We start from the raw sequence: 18,004 nt of genomic DNA, 5'->3' as shown, positions 1-18,004 counted from the left end.
TCTCCGCTGTTGTATCCTTTCTGGTATTGACGCCACCGTCAGGCAATTATTACTCAGGAAGAGAATGATCATGTCAATCTATAAAATACCCTTACCCCAAAATGTCCTCAGCGCGACCGAGGCGCGAATAGCGTGGACGCTTGAGAATATCCCCCGGGTTTGCGTCTCCTTTTCAGGCGGTAAAGATTCTACCGTCATGCTGCATCTTACGGCGCTGCGGGCCAGGCAGATGAAAAGAAAAATTGACGTGCTGTTTATAGACTGGGAAGCGCAGTTCACCTATACCATCGCCCACATCGAGCACATGCGTACACTCTACAGCGATGTGATAGACCACTTCTGGTGGGTAGCCCTTCCCCTTACCACTCAAAATTCGCTGTCACAGTTTCAACCAGAGTGGCAATGCTGGGAACCCGACACGCAATGGGTGCGACAGCCCCCCAACGATGCCATCACCGACCCTGCCTTTTTTCCGTTTTACCAGCCAGGAATGACCTTCGAAACCTTCGTACGCAGCTTCTCCGACTGGTTTTCCCTCAATCGTCCCGCGGCCATGATGATAGGCATTCGTGCCGATGAATCCTACAACCGCTTTCTGGCGATTGCGTCTGCACGTAAGCAGCGCTTCTCTGACGATAAACCCTGGACGACCGTCGCACCGGGCGGACACACCTGGTATATCTACCCTCTCTACGACTGGAAAACCGCCGATATCTGGACGTGGTTCGCGAAAACAAAATGCTGCTATAACCCGCTCTACGATCTGATGTACAAGGCCGGCGTACCGCCACGTTATATGCGCATTTGTGAGCCCTTTGGGCCGGAGCAGCGCCAGGGGCTGTGGCTCTATCATGTCATTGAACCTGAACGCTGGGCGGCCATGTGTGAACGCGCCAGCGGCGTACGCAGCGGGGGTATTTATGCCGGGCACGATAACCATTTTTATGGACACAGGAAGATCCTGAAACCCGATCACCTCAGCTGGCGCGAATACGCGATGCTATTGCTCGACAGCATGCCGCAAAATACAGCCGAACATTACCGCAATAAAATCGCGATTTATCTTCACTGGTATCAAAAGCGAGGCATGGACGATATTCCCGATACGCAGGAGGGTGACATTGGTGCAAAAGATATCCCTTCCTGGCGACGTATTTGTAAGGTTTTACTTAACAATGACTATTGGTGCCGGGCACTCTCGTTTAGCCCAAATAAGCCTAAACACTATCAGCGCTACAACGAAAGGGTGAAAGCGAAGCGTAAGGAATGGGGAATTTTATGCAACAACGAATAATCAACGAAATGGAAGCTTATCTTCAGACGCTTTCTGAAGACGAGCGAATTAACGCCATAAATGCTTTTCGTCTGGCATTACATCACATCAGCCCTTTCCGCGATCAGCCCATAGACTGCGTATTATGGGTAAAACAGGACGACATCACGGCCAATGATTACAACCCTAATAACGTTGCGCCACCGGAAAAACGGTTGCTCACCACGTCACTGGAGCTGGATGGATTCACGCAGCCTATCGTTGTGACGGAAAATGCGCCGCAGCACTACGAAATTGTGGATGGTTTTCACCGGCATGATATTGGCCGTCATCGGGCTATTCTGAAGCGCCAGCTTAAAGGTTATCTTCCCGTCACCTGCCTGCGCAAAGAGCGTCAGGCAAAGTTCGACCGCATGGCCGCGACCATTCGCCACAACCGCGCGCGTGGCCGCCACCAGATCAACGCCATGGCGGAGATTGTGCGTGAACTGGCGCTGATGGGCTGGAGCGAGGAGAAAATCGGTAAAGAGTTAGGCATGGACAGCGATGAAGTGCTGCGGCTGAAGCAGATCAACGGCCTGCTGGAACTCTTCGCAGACCGTCGTTTCTCAGAAGCCTGGACGGTGAAATAGTCAGAGTTTATTTAAACGCTCTGCCGCGGCCAGCAGCGTCGATTCCTGTTTCGCAAAGCAAAGTCGGATAAGCTTATGCGGGAAGGGATCGGCGCAGAACACCGACAGCGGAATAGCCGCCACGCCCACCTCTTTCGTCAGCCACTGGCAGAAACTCACATCATCCAGATCGGAAATCGCGCTGTAGTCAGCCAGCAGGAAATAGGTTCCTTCACAGGGTAAAATCTCCAGACGGCTTTTGCTTAACGCATTCACAAACCGATCCCGACGCGCACGGTAAAAATCAGGCAGTTCACGGTAGTGCCCGGGTTCGCTGCGCAGCATATCCGCCAGCGCCAGCTGAGCAGGTGTGTTCACCGCAAACGTCAGGTACTGGTGCACTTTACGCAGTTCAGCACTGATGGCGGCAGGCGCCACGCAGTACCCCACCTTCCAGCCGGTCATATGGTAGGTTTTGCCAAATGATGATACCGCAACTGCACGCTCGCGAAGCTGCGGATGCGCCAGCACGCTGGCATGCCCCTCTTTCGCGAAGCAGATGTGCTCATACACCTCGTCGCTCAGAACATAGATTTCACGTTCGGCAATGGCCTGCCACAGGGCGGCAAAATCACGCTTCTGCCACACCGTCGCCGACGGATTGTGCGGCGTATTCAGGATCACCAGCCGGGTTTTATCGCTCAGCAGTGCGGCAAACGCCTGCCAGTCCGGGCGAAAATGCGGCGGCTGAAGCGCCACGCGTTTCACCACGCCGCCAGCCAGTTCAATCGCCGGGGCGTAGCTATCGTAGCTGGGATCAAAACAGATAACTTCATCGCCCGTACGCACCAGGGCGGTGATCGCCGCATACAGCGCTTCGGTCGCCCCTGCGGTTATCGTGATATCGCTGTTCGCATCGGGCTTATGGCCGTACAACGCCGCCGTTTTATCCGCAATGGCTTCACGCAACGCCTGTACGCCGGTCATCGGCGCATACTGGTTGGCTCCCTGAGCAACGTGGTACGCCAGACGCTGCTGCAAATATTTCGGCCCGTCAAAATCCGGGAATCCTTGTGAGAGATTAATGGCGTTGTGCTGCTGCGCCAGGGCGCTCATCTGGGTAAAAATCGTCGTGCCGAGATTAGGAATTTTACTCTGCGGAATCAATGCGTTATGGCTCATTGTGCGTTACCTGCCTGTAATACTTATGTTGCTGACACTATAACACGATGTTAGTCTTTGGCAATCAAGACGCTTAGACGTCTAAACGATATAACTATTCCTGACCGAGAGGGTAAAAGGCAATGACAGACAACCTGCAACTCGCGCACCTGGTCGAGGCCTGCCGCTGGATTGGCGCTAAAGGCTGGGCGCCCGCTACCGGCGGCAATATGTCCGTGCGTCAGGATGAACACCTGTGCTGGCTCAGCGAATCGGGAAAAGACAAAGGCAGCCTGACCCCCGCCGATTTTCTACAGGTTGAGATCGCCACCAACCGCGCGCCGTCCGGGCGTAAACCGTCGGCAGAGACCGGGCTGCATACCCTTATCTATCGCCTGTTCCCGGAGGCTAACGCCGTCCTGCACGTTCACACCGTCAATGCGACGGTGCTGTCACGTCTGGTCAACGAGGCCGAGCTGAAGATCACCGGTTTCGAGATGCAAAAATCCCTTACCGGGCAGACCACGCACCGAGACACGGTGTCCATCCCAGTGTTTCATAACGACCAGGACATTGACGCCCTCGCCTCGCGCATCGCCCATTACGCGCAGGAACGCCCGCTTAATTATGGTTTTCTTCTGCGCGGTCATGGCTTAACCTGCTGGGGACGCGACGTGGCCGAAGCCCGCCGTCACCTGGAAGGGTTAGAATTCTTATTTGAATGCGAAATGCGTCTACGACAATGGGAGAGAGTATGATTCGCGCAATTGTGACGGATATTGAAGGAACCACCAGCGATATCCGTTTTGTCCATGATGTTTTGTTCCCCTACGCGCGTGAGCGGCTGGCGGCCTTCGTGACCGCGCAGCAGTACGCCGAGCCGGTCAAATCGATTCTGGACAACCTGCGCGATGAAATCAGCGCTCCGCATGCCAGCGTCAGCGATCTCATCAACGTGCTGTTTACCTTTATGGATGAAGACCGCAAATCGACGGCACTCAAAGCCCTGCAAGGCATCATCTGGCAGGACGGTTACGTCAACGGCGACTTTACCGGCCACCTCTACCCTGACGTACTGCCCGCGCTGGAAAAATGGAAGGCGCAAGGGATTGATCTCTATGTTTATTCCTCTGGCTCCGTCGCCGCGCAGAAACTGTTATTTGGCTACAGCGACGAAGGTGATATTACTCATCTGTTCAGCGGCTATTTTGATACCCACATTGGCGCCAAGCGCGAGGTGCAGTCTTATCAAAACATTGCGGCGCAAACGGGCATCGCCCCGTCGCAAATCCTGTTCCTGTCGGATATTCATCAGGAGCTGGACGCGGCTGAACAGGCGGGTTTTCGCACCCTGCAACTGATTCGCGGTGAAGATGACGGCGCGAGCCATCACCATCAGATCCACCAGTTTGACGAGATTAATCCGGAGCAGATCCCTTCATGAGCGCATTGACCATTTATTCCGATAAAGACGCCCGTCAGCACCTGTGGCACAGCACCGACGCCGCCGAGATCGCCCAGCAGCTGAACGCCAAAGGCGTGCGGTTTGAACGCTGGGCGGCGGATCGCGATTTAGGAGACGATCCCGCGCCTGAAGACGTGATCGCGGCGTATCAACATGCGATCGACAAGCTGGTGGCAGAGAAAGGCTATCAGAGCTGGGATGTCATCAGCCTGCGCGCCGACAATCCGCAGAAAGCGGCGCTGCGCGCGAAGTTTCTCAACGAACACACCCACGGCGAAGACGAAGTGCGCTTCTTCGTGGAAGGCGCCGGGTTGTTCTGCCTGCACATTGGCGATGAGGTGTATCAGGTGCTGTGCGAGAAAAACGACCTGATTTCCGTTCCCGCAGGCACGCCGCACTGGTTTGATATGGGCTCAGAGCCGAACTTTACGGCGATTCGTATTTTCGATAATCCGGAAGGCTGGGTGGCGCAGTTTACCGGAGATGCCATTGCGGATGCGTATCCACGCCTCGCTTGATGAGCCAGCACCGAACAGTCCCCTCGCCCCTTTGGGGAGAGGGTTAGGGTGAGGGGGAACATCCCTGTAAAGCCCGCCCTCTCGGCGCATCCCTGCGCCTCGCCCCGGCCTACAGGAAACGCCTCAGCGATTTACAGCCGGACCGAGGCATCGCTGAAAGCCTTCAGTTATTCTGAAGGCAACGTTATTGCTTCTGCTTTGAAATTACTGGGGAACCCTCAGCCCCTTCACCTACCTCACCAGTTGAGCGCCCCTTCAGGCTAGCTATTCTCAGGCAAATTTCCCTGCCGCCACCTCGTCCGGCGTGACCACGCCCGTATCCAGCACCCAGCCGCTAATCAGCGAGGCAGGCGTGACGTCAAACGCCGGGTTATAGACCTGCGCGTCCTCCGGCGCCCACCGCACCGCGCCAAAACTTCCGTCCACGCCCGTCACTTCGCTGGCGGCGCGCTGCTCAATTGGGATCGCGTCTCCGTTCGGGCAGTCCGGGTCGAGGGTCGTTTGCGGGGCGGCGACGTAAAACGGAATGCCGTGGAACTTCGCCAGCACCGCCAGGGAGTAGGTGCCAATTTTGTTCGCCACGTCGCCGTTGGCGGCAATACGGTCTGCCCCCACCCACACGGCGTCCACCTGCCCTTTTGCCATCAGGCTGGCGGCCATGGAGTCGGTAATCAGCTGATACGGCACGCCCAGCTCGCCAAGTTCCCATGCGGTCAGCCTGCCGCCCTGCAACAGCGGACGGGTTTCATCCACCCAGACGTTGCACACCTTGCCTTCCTGATGCGCGCGGGCAATCACGCCCAGCGCGGTACCGACGCCCGCCGTCGCCAGCCCGCCGGTGTTGCAGTGGGTCAGCAGACGGCTGCCGGGCTTCACCAGCGTACTGCCCGCTTGCGCAATCGCGTCGCAAAGCCGTTTGTCTTCGTCAATCAGGCGCAGCGCTTCAGCCACCAGCGCCGGAACGAACGCCTCCTGCCACAGCGCAATCTTCATGCGGTCGAGGTTGTTCATCAGGTTCACCGCCGTCGGACGGGAGGCGCGCAGGGTTTCCAGCGCCACCGCCAGTTCGTCGCGGCTTTTGCCGTTTTCCGCCAGCAGCGCCAGCAGCAGGCTTGCAGAGAGACCAATCAGCGGCGCGCCGCGCACCCGCAGGGCGTGGATGTGCCCGACCAGCGCCTCCACCGTCGAGGCATCCAGCCAGCGTTTCTCCTGCGGAAGCGCCTGCTGGTCGAGAATAAAAAGCTGATTATCCGCCACCCGCAGGCTGGTCGTCTGTAATGTCTGCATGTCGTTAATTCCCTGTTGCGTTGTTGTAGCACATTGTGTCAGGATGAAATCCAGATGTATAGACGTCTACATGTCTTAATTAGCAAAACTGAGGAGCAGGCCATGTCGCAATACCGTACCTTTACCGCTCAGGACGCCGTGGAGTATGCCAGGCAGTTTGGCGGACTTGACGATCCTTCATCGCTGGTAGAGGCGCAGGAAATTGGCGACGGCAACCTCAATCTGGTCTTTAAAATTTTCGACAGCGCGGGCGTGAGCCGCATCATCGTTAAGCAGGCGCTGCCCTACGTGCGCTGCGTGGGCGAGTCCTGGCCGCTGACGCTGGACCGCGCCCGTCTTGAAGCGCAAACGCTGGTGGAACACTACCAGCACAGCCCGCAGCACACGGTGAAAATCCACCACTTCGACCCAGAGCTGGCGGTGATGGTGATGGAAGATCTCTCCAGCCATCGCATCTGGCGCGGCGAGCTGATTAACAACATTTACTACCCCCAGGCGGCGCGTCAGCTGGGTGAATACCTTGCTCACACCCTGTTCCACACCAGCGATTTTTATCTGCATCCGCACGCGAAAAAAGCGCAGGTGGCAAAATTCATTAACCCGGAGATGTGCGAGATCACCGAAGATCTGTTCTTCAACGATCCGTACCAGATCCATGAGCGCAATAACTACCCTGCCGAGCTGGAAAATGACGTCGCCGCCCTGCGCGACGACGCTCAGCTAAAAATTGCCGTGGCCTCCCTCAAGCACCGCTTCTTTTCGCACGCCGAAGCCCTGCTGCACGGGGACATCCACAGCGGGTCAATTTTTGTGGCCGACGGTAGCCTGAAGGCCATCGACGCCGAGTTCGGCTATTTCGGGCCGATTGGCTTTGACATCGGCACCGCCATCGGCAACTTGCTACTCAACTTCTGCGGCCTGCCGGGGCATCTGGGCATTCGCGATGCCGCCGCCGCGCGCGAGCAGCGCCTGACCGATATTCAGGAGCTGTGGAACACCTTCGCGGAGCGCTTCCAGGCGCTGGCGAACGAGAAATCCCTCGACGCTGCGCTCAGCGCGCCGGGCTATGCCTCCGCGTTTCTGAAGAAGATCTGGCATGACGCCATTGGCTTCTGCGGCACCGAATTAATTCGCCGGAGCGTCGGGCTTTCGCACGTTGCGGATATCGACACCATCCAGGATGAAGCCATGCGTCACGAATGCCTGCGCCATGCGATAACGCTCGGTAAAGCGCTGATTGTGATTGCCGAGCGCATCGACAGCGCGGAAGAGCTGGTGGCAAGGGTGCGGCAGTACAGCTGATTTTCTCCCTCTCCCTGTGGGAGAGGGCCGGGGTGAGGGCATCAAACCGCACTCACCCCAAATACTCAATCACCGACATCCCGCCGTTATAATCCGTGCTGTAAATGATCCCCTGCGCATCCACAAACACGTCGCACGACTGGATCACCTGCGGGCGATTTGGCCGCGTATCCATCATCCTATCCGGCGCGGCGGGCACCAGCGCCCCCGTTTCCACCGGCCGATACGGATTAGATATGTCATACGCGCGCACGCCCGCGTTCTGGTACGTTGCGAAGATCAGCGTCGAGCTGACGAAACTGCCCGGCCGGTTCTCGTGCAGGTTATGCGGGCCGAAGTGCGCCCCTTTCGCCACGTAGTCGGTTTCATCCGGCTGCGGGAAGGTGGCGATGCTCACCGGGTTCGACGGCTCGCGGATATCAAACAGCCAGATCAGCTTCTCGCCATCCTCCTGGTTGTCGAGCACCGCTTCATCCAGCACCACCAGTAGATCGCGGTCCGGCAGCGGCAGCGCGGTGTGCGTTCCGCCACCAAACGGCGGACTCCAGTTGCGGTGGCTAATCAGCGTTGGCTGACTGCGATCCTTCACGTCCAGCAGCGTCAGGCCGCCGTCGCGCCAGCTGCCGTAGGCGGTATCGCCCGCGATAATCGCGTGATGCAGGGCGTAGCGTTTGCCCTCCGGCCACGTGGGCTTTTCCCCTGCGGCCTGGTTCATCCCCGACAGCCACCAGCGCCCTGCCACTTCGGGCTTACGCGGGTCCGCCAGATCGATGGTCAGGAAAATATAATCCGTAAAACCGTCGATCAGCGCCGACACGTACGCCCAGCGACCACCCACGTACCAGATGCGGTGAATACCGATGCCGCTCAGCGACAGAAAACCAATCTCGCGCGGTCTGTCCGGCGTGGAGATATCAAACACGCGAAGCCCGGCGCTCCAGCCGTTGTCCTGCACGTCGCTGACGGTCTCCCCAACCTGACGGGTGTAGTAGACCTTCTCGTCAGCAAAACGCGCATCGGCAAACAGATCCCGGGCGTTGATCACCAGCAGCAGGTCGTCGTGCGCCTGTAGGTGAACGTTCCAGGTGCCGGGTGGCGCGGGCACGTAGCCCACGGCTTTCGGTTTTTTCGGGTCGCGTACGTCCACAATGGAAAAGCCCTGCGACACCATATGGCCGATATAGGCGAAACCGCGGTGCACCATCAGCTGTACGCCGTCCGGGCGACCGCCCTGATCGCTGTGGCCAATCAGCCGCATATTGCGGCTATATTCGGGTTGAGGTAATGCAGACATGTATAAGTCCTTTCGCCGGATGGCGGCTGCGCCTTATCCGGCCTACAACACCGTAGGCCCGGTAAGCGAAGCGCCACCGGGCATTATTTTGACCTGGCTTCCAGCGTCGCAAACCACGGCGCAACAAAATCTTCCGTCTGGCCCCAGCCCGGAATGATTTTCCCCAGCGACGCCACGTTCACCGCGCCCGGCTGGGCGGTCAGCAGCGCCTGCGGAATGGCCGCCGCTTTGAAATCGTAGGTAGCAGGCGTCGCTTCCCCGGCAATCTTGTTAGCGATCAGGCGCACGTTGGTCGCGCCAATCAGCTTCGGATCCACCGCCACGCTCACTGCCCACGGGCTACCCGGCTCGCGCATCAGCTGCAAATCCTGGTTGGAGATGTCGATGCTGTAGAGTTTGATCTCGGTGCGGCCGTTCTCTTTCAGCGCCTTATACGCCCCCAGGCTGAAGGCATCCCAGGTGCCCCAGATGGCGTCGATTTTGCCTTTCGGGTACTTCGCGAGGATCGCGCCCACCTTGTTGGCGGTATCGCCCTGCACGTCAGAGGAGACCGCGCCGATGGACTCCAGCTCTTTAATTTCCGGATACTGTTTTTGCAATTCTTTGTACGCCGCCTGACGACGCTCCATCGGCGGGAAACCCGCCACCCACAGCTTGACGATGTTGGCCTTGCCGTTGAAATCTTTCGCCAGCTGACCAAAAGAGAGGTTGGTCAGGGAAGCATCATCCTGCTGGGTGACGGTCACGCCCGGGATCTCGCCGTTCACGGCGGTATCAAACACGGCGACTTTAATCCCGGCATCCACCGCTTTCTTCACCAGCGCGGTGGAGTACGGATCGCGCCCCTGAGAGAGAATAATCCCGTCGTATTTCTGGCTGATGGCCTGGTTAACGAAGTCCTGGAATCTGGCGTCGTCGCCGTTGCTCAAAAAGGTGCTGACCTTAAAGCCAAGCTTCTTCCCTTCCTGAATCGCCCCGGCAACAAACTGCGTGGTATTGTCGTCCGAGCCGAGGTTGCGGATCACCGCGATGCGGATCGGGCCGTCGTGGTTGGCAATGGCAGCAGGAACCGGCGCGGGCGTGGCCGCCAGGCCCGGCAGAGCCGTGAGTAACCCCAGTGCCACCAAAGAGAGCGCAATCTTTTTCATTTATTATCCCGTTGTGTTGTCAGCGTTTTTGTATGTAAGTAATCGCCAGTGCCACCGCGAGCACCAGCCCTTTTATAATGTCCATGGCGTAATACGGCACCGAGAGCATCACCAGCCCGTTCGACAGCACGCCAAGAATAACAGCCCCCACCAGCGTGCCCAGCGCGTTCGGCTTGCCGGACCCGGCCAGCGAGAAGCCAATCCACGCCGCCGCCACCGCATCCATCAGATACCCGCCGCCCGCATTCACCTGCGACGACCCGATGCGCGAGGCCAGCAAAATCCCGCCCAGCCCCGCCAGCAGCGAGGCGATCACGTAGGCCGCCACCTTGTAGCGCGTGGTGCGAATGCCCGAGAGGCGCGCCGCTTCGGGGTTGCCGCCGATGGCGTACATGCGTCGTCCATGGGTGGTCAGCGACAGCCCAAGCTGCGCCAGAAGGGTCACCACCAGCATGATGATGACGATGGTCGGCACCTGCCCCAGCAGGCTGAACGCCGCCGGAATGGTCCCTTCCGCCATGTCGCCGCTCGGCAGCACCATGTTCTCGGTAATCGACCCGCCGTAGCTGTAGGTCATCGCCACGCCCTGGATCACAAACAGGCTGGCGAGCGTGGCGAGCATATCCGGAATGCGCAGGATGACGATCAGAAAGGCGTTAAACAGGCCGACCAGCGTGCAGAGCGCGAGGGTGATCAGAATCGACTCCGTGGTGCCGAAGCCGTGCCAGACGACAAGGGAAATCACCAGCGCGTTTGCCAGCGACGCGGTGGATCCCACCGAGAGATCGAACCCGCCGACGGTGAGCGAAATCGACACGCCCACGGCAATCACCGTCACGATGGCGATCGCGCGCAGAATGTTGATGATGTTATTCGGATCGAGGAAGCTGTCGGATGCCAGGCCAAACACGGCCACCAGCGCGACGACGGTCAGCAGCATCCCCCACCTGTAGAGAAAATCAAAAAGTTGCTGACGGCCAGACGCCGCCGCCGTTACTGAAAGGGCCTTGCTCACGACGCCGTTCCTCCGGTTGAATAATAAAGTAGTGTCTCTTCGCGGGCCTCCGCCCCGGGGATTTCCGCCACGATGCGTCCGTCCCACAGCACGCAGATGCGGTCGCACAATCCCACCAGTTCAGCAAATTCGCCCGAGGCGTAAATCACCCCCTTGCCCTCGCGCGCCAGGCCGTCGATCAGCTGAAACAGATCGGTTTTGGCCTTCACGTCCACGCCTTTGGTCGGCTCGTCGAATATCAGCACGCTGGCATCGTTGCGCAGCCATTTACCAATGGCGATCTTCTGCTGGTTGCCGCCGGAAAGCCGACGCAGCACCTGCCCCGGCCCGCGCGTTCGCACGCCGACCCGTGCAATGACCTCTTCCGCCCAGCGCCACGCCTGACGATGACCGAACAGGCTCCAGCGCGAAAAGCTGTTATCGGCGGACACGGCAAGGTTCATGCTGACCGTCTCGTCGATAAATATCCCCTCTTTGCGCCGCTCCTCCGGCACCAGCGCCAGACCGCGCAGCACCGAGTCTGCCGGGTCGCGCGGGGTCCAGGCCTGCTGGTTCAGCTCACCGCGTTCGACGCGGCTTTTGCTGGCGCCAAACAATGCCTTACAGAGTTCCGTTTTCCCCGCCCCCGCCAGCCCGGCAATGCCGAGGATTTCGCCCTTGCGCAGGTGCAGGGAGATATCTTTCAGCAGCGCATCGTCGTGCAGCCCTTCCACCCGCAGCAAGGTTTCGTCGCCGTGCGGCGGTCGCGCGGGCGGATAGATATCGCTCAGCTCGTGGCCGAGCATCTTCTCGACGATCGCTTCACCGCTCAGATCCGCCATCGGGCCGGACTCAATCATCTTGCCGTCGCGCAGCACCGTCAGGGTGTCGCAGATGGCCTTCAGCTCGTGAATACGGTGGGAGATAAACACCACGCCGATACCCTGATCTTTTAAACGTCTCACCACCGCAAAAAGACGCTCGCTCTCGTGCGCGTCCAGCGGCGCGGTGGGTTCATCAAGAATCAAAAAACGGCAGTGGTGGGACAAGGCGCGCGCCAGCAAAATCTGCTGCTTTTCGGCCAGCGTGCAGCTGTCGATGGCGCGGCGAACGTCGAGCGAAACATCCAGCTGCGCCAGCGCCTGCCGCGCCTGCTGGCGAACGGTGCGCCAGCGGTAGCGGTGCCCCGGCTGCGCCAGCTGGTCGAGCATGATGTTCTCTGCGATGCTCAGCCCGGGGATCAGCGCCACGTCCACCTCCTGCTGCACGAGGTGGATGCCCAGCCGTTTGGCGTCCAGCGGTTCGCGGAGACTTACCGGCTGGTTGTTAATGCAAATTTCGCCTTCATAACGATCGTGCGTCCCGCACAGCACCGCCATCAGCGTCGATTTCCCCGCGCCGTTAGCACCGGTCAGCGCATGCACCGACCCGCCGTTCAGCGTAAAGTCCACGCGCGACAGCGCCTGAAAGCCGGAAAAGGCCAGGCTGATACCGCGCATTTCAAGGCGACTGGAAACCATCCGCGTAAATCCTTCATTACTCTTCTGATTTAGCGAATTTTTCACAGCTCCGGTTGACTGACAACGACGGAAAAGGCATAAGATAAAGCGAAATATTATTAGCCATCCGGATGTCCAGACATAACATCGGGTTAGCGCTTGCTAAAAAAGGACAACACCATGAGCAACACCGATATCCGCGTCGTGCCCGGCCCGGCGAACTACTTCTCTCATTGCGGAAGCCTTGCGCACCTGGATGATTTCTTTACGCCGGAACAGCTTTCCCGCGCGGTGTGGATCTACGGCGAGCGGGCAATCGAGGGCGCACGCCCTTATCTGCCGGAGAGCTTTAACGCACCGGGGGCAAAACATCTGCTGTTTAAAGGTCATTGCAGCGAGCGTGACGTCACTCATCTGGTGCACGAATCGGGCCGTGAAGCGAGCGTGGTGATTGGCGTGGGCGGCGGCGCGGTGATGGATACGGTCAAGGCCGTGGCGCGTCGTCTGGGTGTGCCGTTCGTGGGCATTCCCACCATCGCCGCCACCTGCGCGGCATGGACGCCCCTCTCCGTGTGGTACAACGATGCCGGTCAGGCGCTACAGTTTGAGATTTTTGACGACGCCAACTTTCTGGTGCTGGTAGAGCCGCAGATCATTCTTAATGCCCCGGCAGAATATTTGCTGGCGGGCATCGGCGATACGCTGGCGAAGTGGTACGAAGCGGTGGTCCTCGCCCCTGAACCGGAAAACCTGCCGCTGACCGTGCGTCTCGGCCTGAATGGTGCGCTGGCGATCCGCGACGTGCTGCTGGCGCGCAGTGAAGAGGCGCTTGCGGATCAGCAGCGCGGGGAACAAACGCAGGCGTTCCGGGACGTGGTGGATGCGATTATTGCCGGAGGCGGTATGGTTGGTGGTCTGGGTGAGCGTTATGCCCGCGTGGCGGCGGCGCATGCGGTGCACAACGGCTTAACCGTGCTGCCACAGACGGAAAAATTCCTGCACGGCGCCAAGGTGGCCTACGGCATTCTGGTGCAGAGCGCCCTGCTCGGTCAGGACGACGTGCTGGGGCAGCTGGTGGCGGCGTACCGGCGCTTTAACCTGCCGACCACGTTGCGCGCGCTTGACGTCGACATCAATAACCGCGACGAACTGGATCAGGTGATTGCCCACACCCTGCGTCCGGTAGAGTCGATTCACCTTCTGCCGGTGACGTTAACGCCTGACGTTCTGCGCGCCGCGTTTGAGAAGGTGGAATCCTTCCGCCGTTAATCACGCCGACGGACTATACCTAATGATGGTTCTCACCACTCTCGTAACGAGGTCATCATGCAGATCGATTTAACAGGTAAAAAGGCGCTGGTTACCGGCGCCAGTCGTGGGCTGGGTCGGGCGATTGCGCTGTCGCTGGCACGCGCCGGTGCCGATGTGGTTATCACCTACGAAAAGTCCGTCGATAAAGCGCAGCAGGTCGTCGATGAGATCAACGCGCGGGGGCGACACGGCGAGGCGATTCAGGCCGACAGCGCCAGCGCGCAGGCGATTCAGGATGCGGTCACGCAGGCGGCGCGCTCCCTTGGCGGGCTGGACATACTGGTCAATAACGCCGGGATTGCGCGCGGCGGCCCGCTGGAATCCATGACCCTGGCAGACATTGACGCTCTGATTAACGTCAACATTCGCGGCGTGGTGATCGCCATTCAGGAAGCGCTGGTGCATATGTCTGACGGCGGACGCATCATCAACATCGGCAGCTGTCTGGCAAACCGCGTGGCGCAGCCGGGCATTGCCGTCTACTCAATGACCAAATCCGCCCTTAACTCTCTTACCCGCGGGCTGGCCCGCGATCTGGGGCCGCGCGGCATTACCGTTAACCTGGTGCACCCCGGCCCGACCAACAGCGATATGAACCCGGAAGACGGGGAACAGGCTGACTCTCAGCGTCAGCTTATTGCCCTGGGTCATTACGGCCAGCCGGAAGACATCGCGGCGGCGGTCACGTTTCTTGCCAGCCCGGCTGCGGGGCAAATTTCCGGCACCGGTCTGGACGTGGACGGCGGGTTGAACGCCTGATCGCATATTTCCTGCAAGCCTCTGTCGCCCGGCAGAGGCCTGTTCGAGCCGCCTCGACGATTCGCGTTTTGCCGCTTTCACCCGTTTTTTCTCCGCTCTACAGTATCCCATTAGAAATTCGGAATTTATCTAATAGTCTTATTATTCCCTTATATTTTGTGTGGGCGTACAGTGGAGGTACGGATGAAGATTGTCTGGTCAAAGAATGCAAAGAAAGAGTTTTCCAAAATCGATGGCCGATATCAGCGAAGAATCAAAGCAAAACTTGCTGAGCTGGACGATCGCTCAGCTCCCCGGCCCGATATCAAAAAAATATCGGCAACAGAAAATCATTTCCGGCTACGCGTTGGCGATTACCGCATTCTGATTACACTTCGGGACGATCCCGATAACCATTGTTATGTTTTGGCCGTCAAGCGCAGAACTTCAACGACCTACCTTCACGAGGAGAAAGCCCCCTATGGCTGTTCAGCTAATTAAGGACGATGACGGGAAAGCGCAGTACGCCGTTATTCCCTATGATGAATACTTTCGTATGTGCTTACAGATGGCAGAAATTGACGACGAAACCGATGATGATCTAGAGGATATTGAAGTCGAACACGATTGTTATGATGACGTAGGTTTACCGGGTGAAGTGTGCGACATCATGCATAACGAGAACGTCAGCCTACAGGCCGCCTGGCGCATTTTACGCGGTATGTCTCAGCAGGAGGTGGCGGAGAAGCTTGGCATCACCCAGTCCGCCGTGTCACAGCTGGAAGCGCTGGACTCCCGACCGCAAAAGCGCACCCGCGAAAAGCTGGCGGCGATCTACGGCTGTAAACAGGAGCAGATCAGCCTCTATTTACCAAAAGAGGGTTAACAGCACTTCGCCCCGCCTTTCCCGCCGTATCGGGCGTCCTGGCGGTCGCGGAAAAATTCTTCGTAGGTCATGGGCGTCTGGTCCGGGTGGTTGACGCGCATATGCTCGACGTAGTTGTCGTAATCCGGCACGCCAATCATCATTTTGGCGGCCTGGCCCAGGTACTTACCAGCTTTGGAAAGGGTGTCGAACATAAGTCGTTTCTCACATGTTCCCCTCACCCTAACCCTCTCCCCAAAGGGGAGAGGGAATTTGAACACCCTCTCCCCTTTGGGGAGAGGGCCGGGGTGAGGGGTTGTTGTTTAAATTAATGCGCCCCTTTCGCCTGGGTCACAATCTCGTCCAGATTCTCAGGCATTGGCTCATACGGTGTCTCTTTCGCCGTTGGCTTGTCGACTTTCAACGCCGCCAGCGCGGTTTTGAGAGAATACAACGCCAGCACCACAACCACCACCATAAAGAAGATGGTCAGCCCGGCATCCAGACGGTTGTTAAACACCAGCTGCGACAGCTGGGATTCGGTGTACTGCGACGGGATCTTGCCGCTGTCGATCATCGCCTGGAACTTGTTAGCAATAGCCAGGAAGCCCACTTTGTTGTCCGGGCTGAAGGCTTTCTGCCAGCCCGCCGTCAGGGTACAGATCAGCAGCCACGCCGTCGGCACCAGTGCCACCCAGGCGTAACGCTGGCGCTTCATCTTGAACAGGACTACGGCACAAAGCATCAGCGCCATGCCCGCCAGCATCTGGTTGGCGATACCGAACAGCGGCCAGAGGGTGTTAATCCCGCCCAGCGGATCGACCACGCCCTGATGCAGGAAGTAGCCCCACGCCAGCACGCACAGTGCCGTCGCCAGCAGGTTAGCCGGGAGTGAATCGGTACGTTTCAGGTTCGGGGAGATCACCCCCAGCAGATCCTGCAACATAAAGCGCGCCGCACGCGTACCGGCATCCACCGCCGTCAGGATAAACAGCGCCTCGAACAGAATGGCGAAGTGATACCAGAACGAGACATCCATCAGCCCGCCCAGCGCGCCATGCAGGATGTAGGCCATGCCAACCGCCAGCGTCGGTGCCCCGCCCGCACGGGAAATTATCGACTGCTCGCCGACCTCGTTGGCGATATGGGTCAACGTTTCCGGGGTGATCGCAAAGCCCCAGCCACTCACCACCTGCGCGGCAGAAGCGACCACGTCAACGGTGCCAGCCGGAGCCAGTACCGCCATCGGGCTGTTCATCGCAAAGTAGACGCCCGGATCGATGATGCAGGCAGAGACCAGCGCCATAATGGCAACGAAGGACTCCATCAGCATGCCGCCGTAGCCAATCAGGCAGGCCTGATTTTCATTCGCCAGCATCTTCGGCGTGGTTCCGGAGGCGATCAGCGCGTGGAAGCCCGACACCGCGCCACAGGCGATGGTGATAAACAGGAACGGGAACAGGTTGCCGGTCCAGACCGGGCCGGTGCCGTCAATGAATTTGGTCAGCGCAGGCATGGTCAGGGTCGGACGCATAATCAGGATGCCGATTGCCAGCCCGACGATGGTGCCGATTTTCAGGAACGTAGAGAGATAGTCACGCGGGGCCAGCAGCAGCCATACCGGCAGCACCGCCGCCACGAAGCCGTAGCCCACCAGCATCCAGGTCAGCTGTACGCCGGTAAAGTCGAAGAACGGTGCCCAGGTCGGGCTTTCCGCTACCCAGCCGCCGGAAATAATGGCAAACACCAGGAACACCAGGCCAATCACCGACACTTCGCCAATGCGTCCCGGGCGCAGGTAGCGAATGTAGATCCCCATAAACAGCGCCAGCGGAATGGTAAAGGCGACGGTATACGTCCCCCACGGGCTGTGGGTCAAGGCTTTCACCACGATCATCGCCAGTACCGCGAGGATGATCACCATGATCATAAAGGTCGCCACCAGCGCAATCACCCCGGCGGTCGCCCCCATCTCCTCTTTCACCAGTTCACCCAGCGAGCGCCCGTCGCGGCGGGTGGAGACGAACAGCACCATGAAGTCCTGCACCGCGCCCGCCAGCACCACCCCCGCGAGGATCCAGATCATCCCCGGCAGGTAGCCCATCTGCGCGGCCAGCACCGGCCCCACCAGCGGGCCTGCCCCGGCAATCGCCGCAAAATGGTGACCGAACAGCACTTTTTTGTCGGTCGGCACGTAGTCCAGACCGTCATTGTGACGCACGGCAGGCGTCATGCGCGTGCCGTCTACGCCCAGTACCGTCTTCGCGATATAGCGGCCATAAAAACGGTACGCGATCAGATAAATACAGACGGAAGCGACGACGATCCAGAGCGCATTGATCTGCTCCCCCCGGTTGAGGGCGATGTAGCCCAGGGCAAAGGCTCCCACCACGGAGAGCACCGCCCACGTAAGGTATTTCCCTGAGTTGTTCATAGTTGTTGTCCGTTGTTGTGAAACAGTGAGATGTTACATTTTGTTTCTAGAACAACGGATAAAATTTAACAACTTTGAAACGCAATAATGCGTGGTCAAACCAG

Annotated in this window: 18 protein-coding genes; 10 read left to right on the top strand and 8 right to left on the bottom strand. The window is 58.8% G+C overall.

Annotated elements, in window-relative coordinates:
* Positions 1-70 precede the first annotated feature (70 nt).
* The gene (locus ACOTX7_RS02930; RefSeq protein WP_221813052.1) at positions 71-1,294 is read left to right on the top strand and encodes a phosphoadenosine phosphosulfate reductase; all 1,224 of its coding nucleotides are present in this window, start codon (positions 71-73) and stop codon (positions 1,292-1,294) included.
* On the top strand, positions 1,279-1,905 hold the full coding sequence (locus ACOTX7_RS02925; RefSeq protein ID WP_205921265.1) for an IbrB-like domain-containing protein: 627 nt from the start codon (positions 1,279-1,281) through the stop codon (positions 1,903-1,905). Before ACOTX7_RS02930 ends, ACOTX7_RS02925 begins: the two co-directional genes overlap by 16 nt.
* On the opposite strand, the gene ACOTX7_RS02920 is transcribed toward ACOTX7_RS02925, so the two are convergent.
* The gene (locus ACOTX7_RS02920; protein WP_221257060.1) at positions 1,906-3,066 is read right to left on the bottom strand and encodes a pyridoxal phosphate-dependent aminotransferase; all 1,161 of its coding nucleotides are present in this window, start codon (positions 3,064-3,066) and stop codon (positions 1,906-1,908) included. It lies immediately after the preceding gene.
* A 122-nt stretch (positions 3,067-3,188) separates the two neighbouring features.
* Between ACOTX7_RS02920 and ACOTX7_RS02915 the strand changes: the two genes are divergently transcribed.
* The 3 genes from ACOTX7_RS02915 to ACOTX7_RS02905 are packed head-to-tail and all read left to right on the top strand — an operon-like array spanning position 3,189 to position 5,028.
* A complete protein-coding gene (locus ACOTX7_RS02915) occupies positions 3,189-3,803 on the top strand; it encodes a methylthioribulose 1-phosphate dehydratase (protein ID WP_221257059.1) in 615 nt (204 codons plus the stop codon).
* Entirely contained in the window at positions 3,800-4,489 is a 690-nt protein-coding gene (gene mtnC, locus ACOTX7_RS02910) for an acireductone synthase (protein WP_006809660.1), read from the top strand. Before ACOTX7_RS02915 ends, mtnC begins: the two co-directional genes overlap by 4 nt.
* Positions 4,486-5,028 carry a 1,2-dihydroxy-3-keto-5-methylthiopentene dioxygenase gene (locus ACOTX7_RS02905; protein WP_047355433.1) on the top strand — a complete coding sequence of 181 codons (543 nt, stop codon included), beginning with the start codon at positions 4,486-4,488 and terminating at the stop codon, positions 5,026-5,028. Before mtnC ends, ACOTX7_RS02905 begins: the two co-directional genes overlap by 4 nt.
* 270 nt (positions 5,029-5,298) lie before the next feature.
* On the opposite strand, the gene mtnA is transcribed toward ACOTX7_RS02905, so the two are convergent.
* Positions 5,299-6,315: an S-methyl-5-thioribose-1-phosphate isomerase gene (gene mtnA, locus ACOTX7_RS02900; protein ID WP_221257058.1), complete on the bottom strand. Its 1,017-nt coding sequence runs from the start codon at positions 6,313-6,315 to the stop codon at positions 5,299-5,301.
* Positions 6,316-6,417: 102 nt separating this feature from the next.
* Between mtnA and mtnK the strand changes: the two genes are divergently transcribed.
* Complete coding sequence (gene mtnK / locus ACOTX7_RS02895) at positions 6,418-7,617, top strand: S-methyl-5-thioribose kinase (RefSeq protein ID WP_221813049.1); 1,200 nt, start codon at positions 6,418-6,420, stop codon at positions 7,615-7,617.
* A gap of 52 nt (positions 7,618-7,669) precedes the next feature.
* Here mtnK and ACOTX7_RS02890 read toward each other — a convergent pair whose 3' ends face one another.
* The 4 genes from ACOTX7_RS02890 to ACOTX7_RS02875 all read right to left on the bottom strand — a co-directional run bounded on the left by ACOTX7_RS02890 (position 7,670) and on the right by ACOTX7_RS02875 (position 12,573).
* On the bottom strand, positions 7,670-8,911 hold the full coding sequence (locus tag ACOTX7_RS02890) for an LVIVD repeat-containing protein (protein ID WP_221924931.1): 1,242 nt from the start codon (positions 8,909-8,911) through the stop codon (positions 7,670-7,672).
* A gap of 83 nt (positions 8,912-8,994) precedes the next feature.
* Positions 8,995-10,059: a sugar ABC transporter substrate-binding protein gene (locus ACOTX7_RS02885; RefSeq protein WP_221813041.1), complete on the bottom strand. Its 1,065-nt coding sequence runs from the start codon at positions 10,057-10,059 to the stop codon at positions 8,995-8,997.
* Between the two features lie 19 nt (positions 10,060-10,078).
* Positions 10,079-11,074 carry an ABC transporter permease gene (locus tag ACOTX7_RS02880; protein ID WP_221257055.1) on the bottom strand — a complete coding sequence of 332 codons (996 nt, stop codon included), beginning with the start codon at positions 11,072-11,074 and terminating at the stop codon, positions 10,079-10,081.
* Entirely contained in the window at positions 11,071-12,573 is a 1,503-nt protein-coding gene (locus ACOTX7_RS02875; protein ID WP_221257054.1) for a sugar ABC transporter ATP-binding protein, read from the bottom strand. The genes ACOTX7_RS02880 and ACOTX7_RS02875 overlap by 4 nt, the downstream gene beginning before the upstream one ends.
* A 159-nt stretch (positions 12,574-12,732) precedes the next feature.
* Here ACOTX7_RS02875 and ACOTX7_RS02870 point away from each other — a divergent pair, with 159 nt between their 5' ends.
* From ACOTX7_RS02870 to ACOTX7_RS02855, 4 genes are all read left to right on the top strand, one after another.
* Complete coding sequence (locus tag ACOTX7_RS02870) at positions 12,733-13,821, top strand: oxidoreductase (RefSeq protein WP_221257053.1); 1,089 nt, start codon at positions 12,733-12,735, stop codon at positions 13,819-13,821.
* A gap of 57 nt (positions 13,822-13,878) precedes the next feature.
* Positions 13,879-14,622: an SDR family NAD(P)-dependent oxidoreductase gene (locus tag ACOTX7_RS02865; protein WP_221257052.1), complete on the top strand. Its 744-nt coding sequence runs from the start codon at positions 13,879-13,881 to the stop codon at positions 14,620-14,622.
* Positions 14,623-14,805: 183 nt separating this feature from the next.
* On the top strand, positions 14,806-15,102 hold the full coding sequence (locus tag ACOTX7_RS02860; protein ID WP_023303272.1) for a type II toxin-antitoxin system RelE family toxin: 297 nt from the start codon (positions 14,806-14,808) through the stop codon (positions 15,100-15,102).
* The gene (locus ACOTX7_RS02855; protein ID WP_221257051.1) at positions 15,083-15,487 is read left to right on the top strand and encodes a helix-turn-helix domain-containing protein; all 405 of its coding nucleotides are present in this window, start codon (positions 15,083-15,085) and stop codon (positions 15,485-15,487) included. The genes ACOTX7_RS02860 and ACOTX7_RS02855 overlap by 20 nt, the downstream gene beginning before the upstream one ends.
* Here ACOTX7_RS02855 and ACOTX7_RS02850 read toward each other — a convergent pair.
* Both ACOTX7_RS02850 and cstA read right to left on the bottom strand, forming a co-directional pair.
* Positions 15,484-15,681 (bottom strand): YbdD/YjiX family protein, encoded by a 198-nt coding sequence (locus ACOTX7_RS02850; RefSeq protein WP_006809671.1) that lies wholly within the window; start codon positions 15,679-15,681, stop codon positions 15,484-15,486. The genes ACOTX7_RS02855 and ACOTX7_RS02850 overlap by 4 nt on opposite strands.
* A gap of 113 nt (positions 15,682-15,794) precedes the next feature.
* Entirely contained in the window at positions 15,795-17,900 is a 2,106-nt protein-coding gene (gene cstA / locus ACOTX7_RS02845; RefSeq protein WP_006809672.1) for a pyruvate/proton symporter CstA, read from the bottom strand.
* Between the last annotated feature and the right edge of the window lie 104 nt (positions 17,901-18,004).

Origin of the sequence: Enterobacter cloacae complex sp. IR5418, assembly GCF_049238105.1 — a bacterium.
Lineage (GTDB): Bacteria > Pseudomonadota > Gammaproteobacteria > Enterobacterales > Enterobacteriaceae > Enterobacter > Enterobacter hormaechei.
Note: the sequence above shows the minus strand (reverse complement) of the source record. Positions and strands in the feature narration are given on the sequence as shown.

Excerpts from the sequence above, each read along its gene's own strand:
- ACOTX7_RS02870 (WP_221257053.1), top strand. The coding sequence starts at position 12,733 with ATGAGCAACACCGATATCCGCGTCGTGCCCGGCCCGGCGAACTACTTC.
- ACOTX7_RS02885 (WP_221813041.1), bottom strand. The coding sequence starts at position 10,059 with ATGAAAAAGATTGCGCTCTCTTTGGTGGCACTGGGGTTACTCACGGCT.
- cstA (WP_006809672.1), bottom strand. The coding sequence starts at position 17,900 with ATGAACAACTCAGGGAAATACCTTACGTGGGCGGTGCTCTCCGTGGTG.
- mtnA (WP_221257058.1), bottom strand. The coding sequence starts at position 6,315 with ATGCAGACATTACAGACGACCAGCCTGCGGGTGGCGGATAATCAGCTT.
- ACOTX7_RS02890 (WP_221924931.1), bottom strand. The coding sequence starts at position 8,911 with ATGTCTGCATTACCTCAACCCGAATATAGCCGCAATATGCGGCTGATT.
- mtnC (WP_006809660.1), top strand. The coding sequence starts at position 3,800 with ATGATTCGCGCAATTGTGACGGATATTGAAGGAACCACCAGCGATATC.
- ACOTX7_RS02850 (WP_006809671.1), bottom strand. The coding sequence starts at position 15,681 with ATGTTCGACACCCTTTCCAAAGCTGGTAAGTACCTGGGCCAGGCCGCC.
- mtnK (WP_221813049.1), top strand. The coding sequence starts at position 6,418 with ATGTCGCAATACCGTACCTTTACCGCTCAGGACGCCGTGGAGTATGCC.
- ACOTX7_RS02860 (WP_023303272.1), top strand. The coding sequence starts at position 14,806 with ATGAAGATTGTCTGGTCAAAGAATGCAAAGAAAGAGTTTTCCAAAATC.
- ACOTX7_RS02915 (WP_221257059.1), top strand. The coding sequence starts at position 3,189 with ATGACAGACAACCTGCAACTCGCGCACCTGGTCGAGGCCTGCCGCTGG.
- ACOTX7_RS02865 (WP_221257052.1), top strand. The coding sequence starts at position 13,879 with ATGCAGATCGATTTAACAGGTAAAAAGGCGCTGGTTACCGGCGCCAGT.
- ACOTX7_RS02925 (WP_205921265.1), top strand. The coding sequence starts at position 1,279 with ATGCAACAACGAATAATCAACGAAATGGAAGCTTATCTTCAGACGCTT.
- ACOTX7_RS02875 (WP_221257054.1), bottom strand. The coding sequence starts at position 12,573 with ATGGTTTCCAGTCGCCTTGAAATGCGCGGTATCAGCCTGGCCTTTTCC.
- ACOTX7_RS02855 (WP_221257051.1), top strand. The coding sequence starts at position 15,083 with ATGGCTGTTCAGCTAATTAAGGACGATGACGGGAAAGCGCAGTACGCC.
- ACOTX7_RS02905 (WP_047355433.1), top strand. The coding sequence starts at position 4,486 with ATGAGCGCATTGACCATTTATTCCGATAAAGACGCCCGTCAGCACCTG.
- ACOTX7_RS02920 (WP_221257060.1), bottom strand. The coding sequence starts at position 3,066 with ATGAGCCATAACGCATTGATTCCGCAGAGTAAAATTCCTAATCTCGGC.
- ACOTX7_RS02930 (WP_221813052.1), top strand. The coding sequence starts at position 71 with ATGTCAATCTATAAAATACCCTTACCCCAAAATGTCCTCAGCGCGACC.